At 75.3% G+C, this 15,049-nt stretch carries 10 protein-coding genes; 4 read left to right on the top strand and 6 right to left on the bottom strand.

The annotated features are described in order from the left end of the window. Positions 1–246: 246 nt before the first annotated feature. Both Q0967_RS03530 and Q0967_RS03535 read right to left on the bottom strand, forming a co-directional pair. The gene (locus Q0967_RS03530; RefSeq protein WP_298746747.1) at positions 247–2,295 is read right to left on the bottom strand and encodes a DUF6541 family protein; all 2,049 of its coding nucleotides are present in this window, start codon (positions 2,293–2,295) and stop codon (positions 247–249) included. Beyond that, positions 2,292–3,635 (bottom strand): nucleotide sugar dehydrogenase, encoded by a 1,344-nt coding sequence (locus Q0967_RS03535; RefSeq protein ID WP_298746744.1) that lies wholly within the window; start codon positions 3,633–3,635, stop codon positions 2,292–2,294. Before Q0967_RS03535 ends, Q0967_RS03530 begins: the two co-directional genes overlap by 4 nt. Before the next feature lie 116 nt (positions 3,636–3,751). Between Q0967_RS03535 and Q0967_RS03540 the strand changes: the two genes are divergently transcribed. Next, a complete protein-coding gene (locus tag Q0967_RS03540; RefSeq protein WP_298746742.1) occupies positions 3,752–4,687 on the top strand; it encodes an alpha/beta hydrolase in 936 nt (311 codons plus the stop codon). Positions 4,688–4,924: 237 nt separating this feature from the next. On the opposite strand, the gene Q0967_RS03545 is transcribed toward Q0967_RS03540, so the two are convergent. Continuing rightward, positions 4,925–7,192 (bottom strand): glycosyltransferase, encoded by a 2,268-nt coding sequence (locus Q0967_RS03545; RefSeq protein WP_298746740.1) that lies wholly within the window; start codon positions 7,190–7,192, stop codon positions 4,925–4,927. A 74-nt stretch (positions 7,193–7,266) separates the two neighbouring features. On the opposite strand from Q0967_RS03545, the gene wecB reads away from it, so the two are divergent. The 3 genes from wecB to Q0967_RS03560 are packed head-to-tail and all read left to right on the top strand — an operon-like array spanning position 7,267 to position 9,643. After that, on the top strand, positions 7,267–8,337 hold the full coding sequence (gene wecB / locus Q0967_RS03550; protein ID WP_298746738.1) for a non-hydrolyzing UDP-N-acetylglucosamine 2-epimerase: 1,071 nt from the start codon (positions 7,267–7,269) through the stop codon (positions 8,335–8,337). After that, the gene (locus Q0967_RS03555; RefSeq protein ID WP_298746736.1) at positions 8,334–9,212 is read left to right on the top strand and encodes an AraC family transcriptional regulator; all 879 of its coding nucleotides are present in this window, start codon (positions 8,334–8,336) and stop codon (positions 9,210–9,212) included. The genes wecB and Q0967_RS03555 overlap by 4 nt, the downstream gene beginning before the upstream one ends. Continuing rightward, positions 9,209–9,643, top strand: a complete 435-nt coding sequence (locus Q0967_RS03560; RefSeq protein WP_298746734.1) for a DUF2000 domain-containing protein — start codon at positions 9,209–9,211, stop codon at positions 9,641–9,643. Before Q0967_RS03555 ends, Q0967_RS03560 begins: the two co-directional genes overlap by 4 nt. 68 nt (positions 9,644–9,711) lie before the next feature. On the opposite strand, the gene Q0967_RS03565 is transcribed toward Q0967_RS03560, so the two are convergent. Genes Q0967_RS03565 through Q0967_RS03575 form a run of 3 tightly spaced genes read right to left on the bottom strand, consistent with a single transcriptional unit; the run spans position 9,712 to position 15,019 of the window. Further along, positions 9,712–10,851 carry a glycosyltransferase gene (locus Q0967_RS03565; RefSeq protein WP_298746732.1) on the bottom strand — a complete coding sequence of 380 codons (1,140 nt, stop codon included), beginning with the start codon at positions 10,849–10,851 and terminating at the stop codon, positions 9,712–9,714. After that, complete coding sequence (locus tag Q0967_RS03570; protein WP_298746730.1) at positions 10,851–13,247, bottom strand: glycosyltransferase; 2,397 nt, start codon at positions 13,245–13,247, stop codon at positions 10,851–10,853. Before Q0967_RS03570 ends, Q0967_RS03565 begins: the two co-directional genes overlap by 1 nt. Further along, positions 13,244–15,019 (bottom strand): ABC transporter ATP-binding protein, encoded by a 1,776-nt coding sequence (locus Q0967_RS03575; protein WP_298746729.1) that lies wholly within the window; start codon positions 15,017–15,019, stop codon positions 13,244–13,246. The genes Q0967_RS03570 and Q0967_RS03575 overlap by 4 nt, the downstream gene beginning before the upstream one ends. Positions 15,020–15,049 lie beyond the last annotated feature (30 nt).

A 15,049-nucleotide genomic window follows, 5' to 3' on the forward strand; every position in this document is an offset into this window, starting at 1 on the left:
ACCGGACCGCGGCCTGTGCACGAGAAGGCAGCCTGTGCACCGGACCGCGGCCTGTGCACGGGATCGGTGTCTGTGCACGCGAACCCAGCCTGTGCATGCCGTAGAACACATGCACAGGCTGCAGAAGCGTGCACAGGTCGCGCTCGCCTACACAGGCTGCAGAAGCGTGCACAGGTCGCGCTCGCCAACACAGGCTGCAGAAGCGTGCACAGGCCGCGCCCGCCTGCACAGGTCACACCCATGCGGTCAGGCGCAGCCGGTGAACTCCCAGATCGAGGCGTGGCCGCCCTCGTCGACGAGGGTCCACGCCTCCTCGGCCCGCTCGGTGGCCGGCGTGTCGACCCGGCCGAGCGGGTCGGCGCCGCTGCCGAAACCGCCGTCCGGGTCCAGGTTGCGCAGCCCCGGCGAGGTCTCCTCCCACTTGGCGTTGGCGGGGTCCTCGAAGGTGAGGGAGTCGGCATACACGTGGGTGACCCCGAGCGTGCGCACCGCCTCGCAGACCTCGGGGTCGACGGCCCACCGGTCGAAGCGGTCGAGGAGGATGTCGCGCTCGGGGCTGTCCGGGATCGGGCTGAGCTGGGGGAAGACGACGTCGACCCCGGCGCGGTGCAGCAGGTAGGGCGACCCGGCGACCGGCTCGCCGAGCACGACGGCGTCCTCGGGCAGGGTCTGCGCGGCCCGGTCGACCATCGCGACCTCCTCCGGCTCCAGGATCGTCCCCCAGGCGATCGGGCTCGCGGTATAGGTCGAGGCCATGACCTGCACCTGGCTCGTCCAGCGCAGCCCCGAGGTCAGCACGACGAGCGCCACGACCAGCCCGGCGGCGACCCACTCGACGCGCACCCGCAGCACCCGCGACAGGCGGCCGGCCAACCAGCCCCCGGCACCGGCGGCGAGCAGGATCGCGGGGACGAGGACGAGCTGGTTGATGCGGGAGGCCTGGGTGTACCAGAACCCCGAGAGCACCCGCAGCGGCTGCTCGGGCGGGCCCGCGGCGAGGAGGGTGAGCACCACCGCGGCGACCAGCGAGACCACGAGCCACCGGGCGTGCCGCCAGCGCAGCGCCAGGGCGATCCCCAGCCAGACGAGCAGCGTGGTCACGAGGTTGACCGAGGTGATCGTGTAGACGTAGATCAGCGGGTGGTCGATGGCCAGGGAGCCGAGCCCCGGCAGGTAGGACTCCTGCCCGCCGCGGCGGTAGTCCATGATCGCCAGGACCGGCGGGAACGTCAGCAGGAAGACCGCAGCCCCGCCCACGAGCACCACCCAGGCGACCCCCGCGGTCACCGCGCCGACCCGCCGACCCAGTCGGAACTGGCGGCGCAGCTGGCGCAGGAGCAGCACGGTGAGCAGCGGCAGCGCGAGCAGCGCCAGGCTGAAGAGCCCCGACGGGTGCGCGAGGACGACACCGACGACGGCCCAGGCCAGCCCGATCCCCAGCGCCAGGTGCATCCGCCAGGACAGCACCCCGCGGAAGGTCGCGACCAGCAGGGCGATCGTGCCCGGCAGGCACGCGGTGCTCAGCGCGAAGGGCCACACCGCCAGCATCGACACGGCGACGGCGGGGAAGGTGACGAAGGTCGCCGCCAGGACGGGCACGAGGATCGTCGGCAGCGCCCGCGCCGGCCACACGACCCGGGCCAGCGCGACCAGCCCGGCGACCCAGACGACGGACCCGAGGACCAGCGAGGAGGCGTTGGCCGCCTCGGTGACCCCCTCGAACCCGGGGGCGACGGCGGCCAGGGAGTGCCAGACGGCGGGGTAGAAGGGGGCGGCGTTGTCGGCGTACATCGGGGCCAGCCCGCCGAGCGAGCTGGCGTCGCCCGTCTCGCGGACGAACCAGAGCGCGTTGAGGTGGAAGACGGCGTCCCAGGCCTGGGGCGGCTGGTCGGCCCGCCCCATCCCGGTCGTCATGGCCGCCGCGAGGACGCCCCCGCCGAGCAGCCAGGTGAGCGCGAGCCACCCCCGTTCGGTATGCCGCAGCGCCCGCTCCCCCGCCACCGTCACCCCGGACGGGTGCCCGGTCGTGCCCAGCACGGTCCCGAGCAGCACGGCCACGACGACCGCGACCAGGGCGCCGAGCGCGAAGGTCAGCAGGGTCCACGGCAGCCCCACGAGGGCGTAGCCGATCGCGAGCACCCCGGCCAGACCCGTGGTCACCGCCGGACCCGCGCCGAGCGCGAGCAGACCGCGCGCACCCAGGCCGCGGAGCACGGCATACCCCGGCAGCACCCAGAGGACCGCCAGCAGGACGATGCCCGGGACGACCTCCCCCCAGCCCACGCCGCCGGTCATGACGCGGGCTGCTCCCCTCCGCCGATGGTGAGGCGCGGGACGCCGGTGAAGCGCGCGGGGTCGGTGACGCGGCGGCCGTCCAGCAGCAGGCGCAGCCCGGGCAGGTCGGCGGCGCCGAGCCGGGCGTACTCCGGGTGGTCGGCCTGGACGATCGCGACGTCGACGGGGTCGCCCGGCTCACCCGGCTCCCAGGCGTAGGGCGTCCAGCCGTACGCGGCGAGCTCGTCGTCCGCATACATCGGGTCGTGCACGAGCACCTGCGCGCCGCGCGAACGGAGCGCGTCGACGGTGGCGAAGACGCCGGAGAAGGCGGTCTCCTTGACCCGGCCGCGGTAGGACGCGCCGAGCACGAGCACCCGCAGGCCCTCCAGGGAGCCCAGGAGCGACTCGGCCCGGGAGACGGCGTAGTCGGGCATCGCGGCGTTGGCCTCGCGGGCGGCCCGGACGACGGTCGCGTCGGGGTCGGTGGAGAGGTAGAGCCGCGGGTAGACCGGGATGCAGTGCCCGCCGACCGCGATGCCGGGCTGGTGCAGGTGGCTGTAGGGCTGGGAGTTGCAGGCCTCGATGACCTGGTGCACGTCGATGCCGACGGTGTCGGCGAAGCGGGCGAACTGGTTGGCCAGCCCGATGTTGACGTCCCGGTAGGTCGTCTCGGCCAGCTTGGCCATCTCGGCCGCCTCCGCGCTGCCCAGGTCCCACACGCCGTTGGGGCGGGCCAGGTCGGACCGCTCGTCGAAGGTGAGGACGGCCTCGTAGAAGGCGGTGCCCCGCCGGGCACCCTCCGGTCCGAGGCCGCCGACGAGCTTGGGGTAGCGGCGCAGGTCGGCGAAGACCCGCCCGGTGAGCACCCGCTCGGGGGAGAACACCAGCCAGAAGCCGTCGGAGCCCTCGTCCGGTGACTCGGTCAGGCCGGAGAGCTCCTCGATCATCGGCTTCCAGCGCCCGCGGGTGGTGCCGACCGGCAGGGTCGTCTCGTAGGACACCAGCGTCCCGGGGGTCAGGTGCGCCGCCAGGCTGGCGGTCGCGGCGTCCATCCAGGCGAAGTCCGGGGCGCCGGTCTGCTCGTCGACGAACAGCGGCACCACCACCACGACGGCGTCGGCGCCCGGTATGGCGTCCGCGTAGTCCGTCGTCGCGCGCAGCCGTCCGGCCGGCACGAGCTCGGCGAGCTTGTCCGCCAGGTGCGCCTCGCCGGGGAACGGCTCGCGGCCGGCGTTGACCGCCTCGACCGTCGCCGCGTTGACGTCCACCCCGACCACCTCGTGCGCCGGGTCCGCGTCCGCGAACTGCACCGCGAGCGGCAGCCCGATCTTGCCCATCGCAACGACCGCGATCCTCATCCGTGCCTCTTCCGTCGGGGTGGGGACGTGCGCGATCAGGATACGTGGGGGCCGGACCTCCCCGGGGCGACCGCCTCCCCGAGCGCGGCACCGGGATCGTGGGCCATCATCGGTCCATGGCCGACTCCACCTTCAGCCTGACCGCCCCGGACGGCACCGCGGTGCACGTGACCCGATGGACGCCCGAGGGCCGGCCCCGGGCCGCCGTCCTCGTCGCGCACGGCATGGTCGAGCACGCCGCGCGCTACGACCACCTCGCCCGCCTCCTCACCGAGCACGGGTATGCCGTCTACGCCCCCGACCACCGGGGGCACGGGCATACCGTCACCGACGGCCTGCTCGGCCACCTGGGCGACGAGGGCGGCTTCGCGGCCGTCGTCGACGACCTCCATGCGTTGGGTGGGCGGATCGAGCAGGACCTGCCGGGGGTGCCGCTGGTGCTGCTGGGGCACAGCATGGGCTCCTTCCTCGCGCGGGCCTACGCCGCGCGCTACGGCGACCACCTCGCCGCCCTGGTGCTCTCGGGGACCGCCGGTCCGCCCGGCCTGAACGCCTGGCTCGGGCTGCAGGTGGCCTCGCTGGAGGCACGGCTGCGCGGTCCGCGCGCCCCGAGCCACCTCATGACGGCGCTGACGATGGGCCCCTACAACGCCCGGTTCCGGCCCACCCGGACCCGCTCGGACTGGCTCACGCGCGACGCCGCGCAGGTCGACGCCTACGAGGCCGACGAGCTCTCCGGCGCCGTGGCCTCGGCCGGCTTCTACCGCGACCTGCTCACCGGGCTGCGGTGGGTGAGCCAGCACTCGGTGGCCGCGCAGATGCCGAAGGACCTGCCCGTGCACCTCGTCGCCGGTGAGGTCGACCCCGTCGGCGGCGCGGTCGGGACCGAGGAGGTCGCCGCGATGTTCCGGGACGTCGGGATGCGCGACGTCAGCGTCCGGATCTGGCCCGGCGCCCGGCACGAGGTCTTCAACGAGACCAACCGTGACGAGGTCGAGGCCGCCCTGCTCGCCTGGCTCGACGCCCACTTCCCCGCACCGGCCGCGGCGTAGGACCACACAGGACGCGCCGTCCGACGACACAGGACGCGCGCTAGGACCAGCCGCTACCGGCGTACCCCTCCGAGGCCCACCGTGCGCACTCAGGGCCCCCGGAGGGCCACCACCGCACACAGTCCTGACCCCGACAGCCGCGGCACGCTCCAGCAGCCCCTCAGGTCCTCCACCGTGTGCGCTCATGGCCCCCAGAGGGCCACCACCGCGCACAGCCCCCACCAGCCGCGCGGACGATCAGCCGTGGCGCGTGGGCCGGGAGGCCCACAGCGAGGCCGCCATGAGTCGCAGCGGAGCCTCGGGGTCCAGCGCGTGCCGCCAGTCCCCGGGCAGCAGGGTGCGCGGGGTGCCGTGGCGCCGGCGGCTGCGGGCGAGGCCGAGCAGCCGGGACACCGGCACCTGGGGGTCGAGCGCGGCGGCCAGCAGGTCGTGGTCGGCGAGGCTCAGCGGGTCGGCGCACCCGGGGGCGGCGTCGAGGACGCGCCGGGTCACCCGGGCCAGCTCCGCCCGCTCCTCCGGGGTCCACCAGGCCGGGTCCGGTCGGGTGAGGATGGCGCCGAAGACCTGGATCCGCAGCACCTTGGTCCCGACCGCCCGCCGCTGCGCGGGCGTGAGCCGCGTCATCCAGGGCAGGTCCCACAGGGCGTCCGCGGTGAGCAGCTGGTCGCGCAGCGGCCGGGGGTCGGAGGTGATCCGGTCGGGGGCGTCGTCGTGCACGAGGTATGCCGGCGCCCGGGTCGCGAGAAGGACCTCGGAGGCGGCATACAGCGCGGTCATCATCGGCAGGTCCTCCCCGACCCGGGCACCGGGGTGCAGCCGTGCCCCGGGCAGGCGGAGCGCGCCGCGGGAGATGAGCCCGAGCGGCGCGGAGCGGTAGCTCAGCCGGTCGCGCACCAGGTCGGCCCGGCCCCGGCCACGGACCGGCCGCGCCGGCGGGGTGGGCAGGGGCCTTCCGGCCAGGCGCACCGGTGGCAGCACGACCACCGGGTCCTCCGGGTCGTGCCCCGCTGCCGCCTCCAGCCACCCGGGCAGCGCCCCCGGCGCGAGCGCGTCGTCCGAGCCCATGATCGACACCCAGGGCGCGCTGGCCGCCTCGATCCCGGCGTTGAACGGCCCGCTCGGGCTCGGTATGCCGTCGCTCACCTCGAGCACCCGCACCCGCGGGTTCTCCCGCAGGTCGGAGGGCAGCAGGTCGGCGGTCTCGGCGGCGGTGAGGTTGTGCGCGACCACGCTGACCCGCACCGGCAGGTCGCCCGAGCCGTCGAGGACCGAGCGCACCGCGCGGGCGACCTGGCGGCGCGTCGAGTGGACGGCGACCACCACGTCGACCACCGGCGGCCGTCGGTCACCCTCGCCCCGGCCGGCCCCCCGCACGCCGGCCCCACCAGGGAGCACCTCGGCGTAGACGCGCTCGACACGCTCGGCATACGCGTCCCGGCCGAACCGCTCGACCACCGGGGCCGCGACCTGCTCCGCCGTGAGCCCTGCGCCGGCCGCCCAGACCGACTCGACCGCATCGGCCCAGGCCGCGGCGGGCGCACCGGGGGGCACGAGCTCCCCGCTCGGGCGCCGCACGAACTCCCGCGGGCCGCTCACGTCACCGACGACGACCGGCCGCCCCGCGGCCAGGGCCTCGGCCGCGGCCAGGCAGAAGGTCTCGGCGCGGGTCGGGAGCAGGAAGACGTCCCCCTCCCCCACCGCCCGCTGGACCTGTGCCGGGAGCAGCGCTCCCAGGAGCTCCAGGGGGGTGTCGTGGGCCGCGCCCTCCTGCTCGACCTCGTCCCGCAGCACCCCCTCCCCGACCCAGGTGAGGCGCGCGTTGATCCCCCGCGCGCGCAGCTCGGCGGTCGCCCGGACGGCGGTGACCGGGTCCTTGCGCGGGATCAGCCCGCCGACCCCCACGAGCCGCAGCGGTCCCCGGTCGCGCAGGCCGGCATCCGGTTCGCGGCGCGGTCGCAGCACCGGCGGGGCGGTGACGATGTTGGGGACGACGCGCACCGGGCCGCGGCGCAGCCGGCCGACCTCACGCGCGAGGTCGGGCCCGACGACCGCCACGACGTCCGGGCGGGCCAGCAGCGGCTGCACCGCGTGGCGCGCGAGCCGCAGCGGCGCGGGGAGGGTCTGCGGCGCCCCCAGCCCCGACCAGTGCTCGGTGTGCACCCAGGGCCGGTCGGGCCGTCGCGCCGCGAACGGGAGCAGCGCCGAGACCGCCATGGTGTGGACCAGGTCGGCTCCCCGCTCCAGGTCGGCGATCCGCCGGGCCGCGCGGGCCAGGTGGTCGGGCCGGCGGGGGTCCATCACCAGCTGCTCGACGGGTATGCCGTCGGCCGGCCCCGGGGCGTCCGCACCACCCGGCGGCTCGCGGTCGGCGAGGCGAGGAGCCACGAGGTGCAGCACGACGACCTCGTGCCGGTCGGCGATGGCGGCGACGTCGCGCGCGACGAAGACCCCCGTCGCCGGGGACGCCGCGGTCGGGAACCACGTGGTCACGACCAGGACGCGCATACCCGCACGCTATCCCGCGCGACGAGGACCAGCGACCGACCTCGCGTGCCCGGCCGCTGGCTAGAGTCGACCGGGTGAAGATCCTCTCCGTCGTCGGGGCCCGCCCGCAGTTCGTCAAGCTCGCGCCGATCGCCCGGGAGTGCGCTGCCCGCGACGTCGAGCACGTCATCGTGCACACGGGCCAGCACTACGACCCGATGCTCTCCGACGTGTTCTTCGCCGACCTCGGCATCCCCGACCCGGACGTCCACCTGGGCGCCGGCTCCGGCAGCCACGGGGTGCAGACCGGGTCGATCCTCGGCGCGATGGACGCGGTGCTGGCCGAGCAGCGCCCCGACTGGGTGCTCGTCTACGGCGACACCAACTCCACGCTGGCCGGTGCGTTGTCGGCCGTGAAGCTGCACGTGCCCGTCGCCCACCTGGAGGCCGGGCTGCGCTCGTTCAACCGGCGCATGCCCGAGGAGCACAACCGCGTGCTCACCGACCATGCAGCCGACCTGCTGCTGGCCCCGACCCAGGTCGCCCGGGACCACCTGGCCACCGAGGGCCTGGGCGGGCGCACGGTCGTCGTCGGCGACGTCATGATCGACGTCCTGCACCGGGTGCGCGACGAGCTGGTCGACGCCGACGCGGTGCTGGACGAGCTGGGTATGCCCTCGGCCGGCTTCTCCCTGGCCACCATCCACCGCGCGGAGAACACCGACGACCCGCGGCGGCTGGCCGCGATCGTGGCCGCCCTGCAGGAGGTGGACCACCCGGTCGTGCTGCTCGCGCACCCGAGGCTGCGGGCCAAGGCCGCGGAGCACGGCCTGGACCTGGACGGTGGCGCCCTGACCACCCGGGAGCCGCTGGCCTACCCCCGGCTGGTCGGCGCGGTCAGCCGGGCCCGTGGCGTCATCACCGACTCCGGCGGCCTGCAGAAGGAGGCCTTCGCCCTGCGGACCCCCTGCACCACGGTCCGCACCGAGACCGAATGGGTGGAGACCGTGCAGCTGGGCTGGAACGTCCTCGTCGAGCCCGGCCCGGCCGTCGCGCGGGCGGCGTCCCGGCCGGCCCCCGAGCCGACCGACGCGGCACCCTACGGCGACGGCCACGCGGCCGCCGCGGTGCTGGACGCGCTGCTCGCCCCCCGCCCCGGGCCGTGACCCCCGTCCCCACGGCCGCGGCCCGGCCCGACCGCGTCGTCGCCTTCCGGCCCCGACTCGCCGGGGTCGAGGAGGTGCTGCACGCGTCCTGGCGGGAGCACGCCTACCCCGCGCACACCCACGACACCTGGACCGTGCTGCTCGTGGACGACGGCGCGGTCTCCTACGACCTGGACGGCCGCGCGGGCGCTGCCCTGCCGCGCTCGGGGGTCACCGTGCTGCCGCCGCACGTGCCGCACGACGGCCGCGGGATGGACGGCGCCGGCTTCACGAAGCGCGTGCTCTACCTCGCCCCCGACCAGCTGGCGCCCGACCTCGTGGGGCGCGCGGTGGACGCCCCCCTGCTGCGCGACGCCACCCTGCGCGCAGGCGTCGACCGGCTGCACCGGGCCCTGGTCGGCCACGACCTCCTGGAGGCCGAGGCGCGGCTGGCGCTCGCCCGCGAGCGGCTCGCCGCCCTCCTGCGGCGTCGGACCCCCCGGCCCCGGAGCCCGCAGCCGCTCGTCGCGGTCCGGGCCCGCGAGCGCCTCGACGCCGACCCCTCCCCCAGCACCACGCTCGCCGCCGTCGCCGCCGACCTGCAGGTGAGCGTCCCGCACCTGGTGCGCTCCTTCTCGGCCGGCTACGGCATCCCTCCCCACCGCTACGTCCTGGGCCGCCGCCTCGACCACGCCCGCCGGCTGCTGCTGGACGGCGTGCCCGCGGGGCAGGTCGCGGTCGAGGCCGGTTTCTACGACCAGGCCCACCTGACCCGGCACTTCCGGACCTTCCTGGGGACCACACCGGCCCGCTTCCAGCGCTCCGGGCCGCGCGCCGCCCCGGATCATGTCCGTACAAGACGGCCGCCGCCCCCGGTCCCCACGATGGACGCATGACCGACCCGGACCTGCTCACGCCGCCCTTCGACACCAAGATCGCCGTGGCCGTCCGCGACGACCTCGCGACCTGGCAACGGCTCAACGTCACGGCCTTCCTCACCTCGGGGATCGCCGCGGCCCTGCCCGAGCTGGTCGGCGACGCCTACGCGGACGCGGACGGGCAGGCATACCTGCCGCTGCTCGGTATGCCGGTCCTCGTCTTCGAGGCGCCCGCACCGGTGCTGACGGCGGCCCGGGAGCGGGCGGTCCGCCGCGGTCTGCGGCTGGCCGTCTACACCGCCGACATGTTCGGCACCGGCCACGACGCCGCCAACCGGGCGGCGGTGCAGGCCGTGCCCGGTGCCGCCCTCGACCTCGTCGGGGTGGCGGTGCACGGACCGAAGAACGGGGTGGACAAGGTGCTCAAGGGCGCCCGGCTGCACCCCTGAGCGCTGGTCTCACCACGCTGTTCCGTGGTCCGGGTCCGCCGCGCCGATGCCGAGGGGAACCGTGCCGCTCAGCCACCCACCCGGGCCGCGAGGGTGTCGACGGCCCGCTCCCAGCCGCGCACCTGCTGCTCCGCCGACAGCGCCCCGGCGGCCGCGTGGGAGGCCGCCTTGAAGCGCGTCACCTGCTCGGCGTCCAGACCGTCGAGGGTGTCCGCCAGGGCCTGCGCGGTGAAGTCCGGGCTCACCAGCCCCAGCCCGTGCCGCCGCACCAGCGCGGCCATCTCCGGGCTCGGCCCGACGACCAGCGCCAGCCGCCCCTGCACGAAGTCGAAGACCTTGTTGGGCAGCGCCCACAGGTGGTTGAAGGACACCGGCGGCAGGACGTAGACCCCCACGTCGTGGGCGTTGAGGGTCGCGGGCAGCTCGTGCGGCGCGACCGGCGGGTGGATCCGCACCCGGTCGGAGCCGGCATACCGCTCCCGCAGCCGGGCGAGGTAGGCCTCGTCGTTCGGCATGAGGTAGAGGTCGAGGGTCATGGGCCGCCGGACGAGCTCCATCGCCTCGAGGATGACGTCGAGCCGGTGGCGCTGCGCGTTGCCCGAGTGCACCAGGCGCAGCGGGTCGCCGACCGGCCCGGGCTCGAGGTCGACGAGCTGCGGGGCGTTGACCACGACACCGGCGCGCAGCCCGAAGCGCAGGCGGTACTCCCGGGCGATCCCCTCGCCGACGGTGGTCACCGAGTCGGCCAGCGGGCCGTAGCGCCGGACGAGCCACCGGTAGTAGGGCGCGACGAAGGTCCGCCAGCGCCACGACTCCTCGTTCTGGCGCGGGTGGTACTCGTGCAGGTCGGCGTGCACGCCGCCGGTGGGCGCCAGGTCCAGCGCCAGCGGCAGGGTGTCGACGTCGTCGGCGAGGACGACGACGAACCGCGGCTGCCCGGCGAGCAGCTCGGCTGCGGCCCGGGTCACCGGGGCCCGCCGGTATGCCGTCTCGAACCGCCGCTGCACGAGCAGCCGGCGGTCCTTGTGCCAGGAGACCACGTCGTCGGGCAGGCGCAGGTGCTCGACGACTCCGTCGGGGGCCTCGCCGTAGCCCAGGGTCGTGACGGCGTAGCGCCCGGAGAACAACGAGATCTGCCGCAGCACGCGGGCGTCGGAGCGCAGCGTGCTCCACGCCATGATGAGCAGCCGGGGACGGGGGTCGCGCATCAGTCCACGCCCAAGGCCCAGCCACCGATGGCCTCCACCCACCGGCGGGACTGACGGGCGTCCGACAGCTCGGCGGCAGCGGCGTGGGAGGCCTCCTTCCAGGCGGCCACGTCCGAGCCGACCGCCGCGAGCACCGCGCCGCGCACCGCGGCGGTGTCGAACCCCTCCGCCACCACGCCGAGACGGTGCTCCCGCACCAGGTCGGCCATGTCGGGCGTGGGACCGACGATCACGCCGAGCCGGGCCTGTACGAAGTCGAAGACCTTGTTGGGCAGGGCGTTGGCGTAGTTGAAGTTCACCGGCGGCAGGACGAAGATCCCGACGTCGTAGCCGTTCAGCGTCGGCATGAGCTGGTCGTAGGGGACGGGGTCGTGCACCCGGACCACGCCCCCGGACTCCTCCGCCGCCCTGCGCAGCTCGGCGAGGTACGGCGGGTCGTTCAGGGTGAGGTAGAGGTCGAGGGTCACGTCCGCACCGGAGCGTGCGGCGGCCAGGACGCCCTCGACCATGACGTGGATCGCCCGGCTGCGCAGCCCGGCCCCGGTGTGGACCATCCGCAGCGGCGTCCCGACCGCGCCGGGGGCGAGCACGGCGTAGGGCGTGGCGTTCGTGACGACGTCGACCCGCACCCCGAAGCGGCGGGAGTACTCCTGGGCGATGCGGTCGCTCACGGTCGTCACCGAGCACGCCCTCGGCAGCTGGGTGCGGCAGATCCACTCCTGGTAGGGACCGATGCGCGCCTTCCACCCCGGGTACTCCTCGCGCCACAGCGGCCAGAACTCGTGGAGATCGGCGTGCACGCCGAGCCGTGGGCGCAGCGCGTGCGCCAGCGGCAGCGTGTCGGTGTCGTTGGCCAGGACGACGTCGGCCGACCCGGGCGTGATCCGGCGCCGCACCCAGCGGGTCGCCGCCTGCGCCCAGTACGCGGCGCGGTAGGCGCGGGCGGTGATGAGCCGGCCGTCCAGCTCGTTCGTCGTCCCCGCGGGCACCTCGACATGCGCCCGGACCCCGTCCGGCGCCGGGCCGTAGCCGCAGGTCACGACCTCGGCGCCCGCCGCGACGAGGTGCCGGACCTGCTTGAGCACGCGGGCGTCGCCGGTGAGCGGGCTGAAGGCCAGCACCAGCACCCGGAGACCGTCCAGCGGGCGCCCGGGTGCGGTCTCAGAGAACGGCCGGGCGAGGGGCCGGGCGTGAGGCCGGGTCGCCGACCGCCCGCCCCGGCCGGGACGACCGAGGGACGGGAGGGCCGTGGCCAGGGCGGTGGCGGCGTGCGCCCGCACCGTGGACTCCCGGTCGAGGTTGGCGAGCGGGTCGGAGGTCAGGAGGATGTCCAGGCGGCCGGCCTCCCCCCGCCGCGCCGCCGCGGCCGCCAGGTCGTCGACGTCACGGGCCGCGGCGACCTCGCGCACCAACGCGTCGTCGGCCCGGTGCAGCGCCCGCCCCACGCCGGGGGCGAGGTCGAGGCACCGGCGGACGAGGCCTTGCACGGTGGACGCCTCGCCCGCCTCCCACAGCACCGGCGAGGTGCGGCGGCGGACGGCACCCAGGACGTGGATCCGCAGGATCTTGACCGCCAGCGCCCGACGGACGTCCTCGGGGAGCGCCACCACCCAGGGCTCGTCGAGCAGGTGGGCCAGCGCGGTCAGCTCGGTGGTGATCGGCCGGACCGCCTCGGTGATCCGGTCGGACCCGGTGGTGCCGATGACGTAGGCGGGCAGGTCGGGCGCGTAGTCGACCCGCAGCCCCGAGGTGCTGAGCCGCAGCGAGAGCAGGACGTCTCCCCCGGTGCGCATGCCCGGGGTGAGCGGGCCGGTGCCGTCACCGGGCAGCAGCCCGAGACGCTCCAGCGCCTCCCTGCGCAGGAGGCCGAGCGGGGCTGTCCGGTAGGCCAGCCGGTCGCGCACGAAGTCGAGCTCGGTCGTGCGCCCCGGCCGGACGCGCGGCGTCGCCACGTGCTCACCGTCCTGGGTCTCCAGCCGGGCCATGAGCCAGTCCGACCCGAGCCGGTCGGCGCGGGAGACCCAGCTGCCGAGCGCCCCGTCGGCGAACCAGTCGTCGCTGCCGACGATGCACACGTACCGCCCCGTCGCGGCGGTCAGCCCGGCGTTGAACGGGCCCGAGGGGCTGCCCAGCCCGTCCCGGACCTCGAGGAAGCGGGTGTGGGCCCCCACCGTGTCGGCGACGTCCTCCTCGAGGCGTCCGACCACGGCGCGACGCACCTCCTCGGCGTCGAGCTCGTGGCACATCACGCTCACCCGCACCCGGTGCCCGTCCGGGACCACCCCGGTCAGGTCCGCCCCCCGCAACGCCGACGCGACGGCTCGCTCCACGGGGCGGGACAGGTCGTGGACCGCCACCACCACGTCCAGGTCCACGCCCGGCAGGGCCCCGCTCATGCCAACCCCGACAGGCGTGCCTGGGTGGCGAACTCGGGGTGGGCCGCGACGACCTCGTCGAAGCTGCCCCGCGCCACGATCGTGCCGTCCTTCATGAAGCACACCTGGTCGCTGTGCCGGACCGTGGACAGCCGGTGGGCGACCGCCACCACGGTCACCTGGCCGTGCAGGCCGCGGATGGCCCGGGCGACGGCGTCCTCGGTCGCCGTGTCCAGCGCCGAGGTCGCCTCGTCGAGGACGAGGACGAGAGGGTCGGCGTACAGGGCGCGGGCGATGCCCAGGCGCTGGCGCTGCCCGCCGGAGAGCGCCAGCCCGCGCTCGGCGACCCGGGTGCCGAGGCCACCGCGCTCCCTCACCAGGTCGAGCAGCTGGGCCCGCTCCAGGGCCCGCGTCACGGCGGCCTCGTCGATGTCGTCACCCCAGGTCAGCGCGACGTTCTGGGCGATGGTGCCATCGAAGAGGTTGACCTCCTGCGGCACGTAGCCCACCCGGGAGCGCCACGCGCCGAGCACCTCCGGCAGCGGCCGGTCGTCCACCCGGATCTCGCCGGAGGACGGGGTGAGCAGACCCAGCAGCACGTCGACGAGCGTCGACTTGCCCGCCCCGGAGGCGCCCACCACCGCGACCGAGGAGCCGAGCGGCACGTCGAGGTCGACCCCGCGCAGGGCGGGCTCGGCCGACCCGGGGTAGGAGAAGGACACCTCGCGCAGCGCCAGCAGCCGGGGGTGCTCCGGCAGCGGCTCGCGGCCCAGCTGCTCCGCCGCGTCGACGTAGCCCTGGGCATCCCGGATGTCGGTGATGACCGCCTCCGCGTGCGGCAGCGTCGAGGCCGTCTGGGTGATGATCGACTGGAAGCGGTTGACGCTCGGGATCATCCGCATCCCGGCGACCGCGAAGAGCGCGATCGCCTCGAAGGCCTGCTGCGCCCCGCCGAGCAGGTAGGCCACGCCCCCCACGATGGCGAAGCCCAGCACGAGCCCGGTGTCGGTGACGAACTTGGGCACGGTGTTGAGGAACATCAGGTGCGAGCGGGCCCGCGTCGCGTGCACCCGGTTGGCGTGCACCTCGTCGGCGACCTCCTGGGCCTTGCCGCGCAGGGTCACCTCCTTGAGCGCGCCCATCATCTCGGTCATCAGCCCGGCCACGACGAAGGAGTAGTCGCGGCCCACCCGGCCGGCGACGACCGCGCGGGGGGAGATGACGACATACATGAGGAGCGCCAGGCCACCGAGGTAGGCGAAGGTGACCACCGCGGTGACCGGCTGCGCCACGAGCAGCACGACGAGCACCGCGGCGAAGGTCGCGAGCTCGGCCGGCAGCGACGCGGCGGGCAGCAGCAGCCCGGTCGTGGTGTTGGCGATGCCGACGTCGGCGAGGCGGACCAGCTGGGAGGTGTTGCGCTTGAGGCGCTCGGTCCACGGCGCGCGGATGTAGGCACCGAAGAGGCGGTCGCCGATGACGAGGTCGTAGGCCGCGAGCCGCTTGGCCACCGCCCACTGCAGGGCGACCGTCGCCAGCCCCTTGACGACGACGAGCGCGCAGATGGCCCCGAGGAGCCAGGCGTAGCGGTCCGGGGGGACGGCGCCGAGGACCGGCAGCTGGACCGGGTCGCCCTGGATCATCGGGGCGAGGGTGAAGGCCAGCAGCGACAGCGCGAGGATGTCGACGACGGCGAGGATGCTGGAGGCCACGGCATACCCGACGAGGAACCACCGGGTGCTCGGCGGCAGGAGGGGCAGGAGACGCCGCAGCGCCCGCAGCAGGCGGATCACGCGGGCGGCCTCCTCATGCGCCCCATCGTA

The organism is uncultured Serinicoccus sp. (assembly GCF_947500995.1).
Lineage (GTDB): Bacteria > Actinomycetota > Actinomycetes > Actinomycetales > Dermatophilaceae > Ornithinicoccus.

Excerpts from the sequence above, each read along its gene's own strand:
- Q0967_RS03560 (WP_298746734.1), top strand. The coding sequence starts at position 9,209 with ATGACCGACCCGGACCTGCTCACGCCGCCCTTCGACACCAAGATCGCC.
- Q0967_RS03545 (WP_298746740.1), bottom strand. The coding sequence starts at position 7,192 with ATGCGCGTCCTGGTCGTGACCACGTGGTTCCCGACCGCGGCGTCCCCG.
- Q0967_RS03540 (WP_298746742.1), top strand. The coding sequence starts at position 3,752 with ATGGCCGACTCCACCTTCAGCCTGACCGCCCCGGACGGCACCGCGGTG.
- Q0967_RS03535 (WP_298746744.1), bottom strand. The coding sequence starts at position 3,635 with ATGAGGATCGCGGTCGTTGCGATGGGCAAGATCGGGCTGCCGCTCGCG.
- Q0967_RS03530 (WP_298746747.1), bottom strand. The coding sequence starts at position 2,295 with ATGACCGGCGGCGTGGGCTGGGGGGAGGTCGTCCCGGGCATCGTCCTG.
- Q0967_RS03570 (WP_298746730.1), bottom strand. The coding sequence starts at position 13,247 with ATGAGCGGGGCCCTGCCGGGCGTGGACCTGGACGTGGTGGTGGCGGTC.
- Q0967_RS03565 (WP_298746732.1), bottom strand. The coding sequence starts at position 10,851 with ATGCGCGACCCCCGTCCCCGGCTGCTCATCATGGCGTGGAGCACGCTG.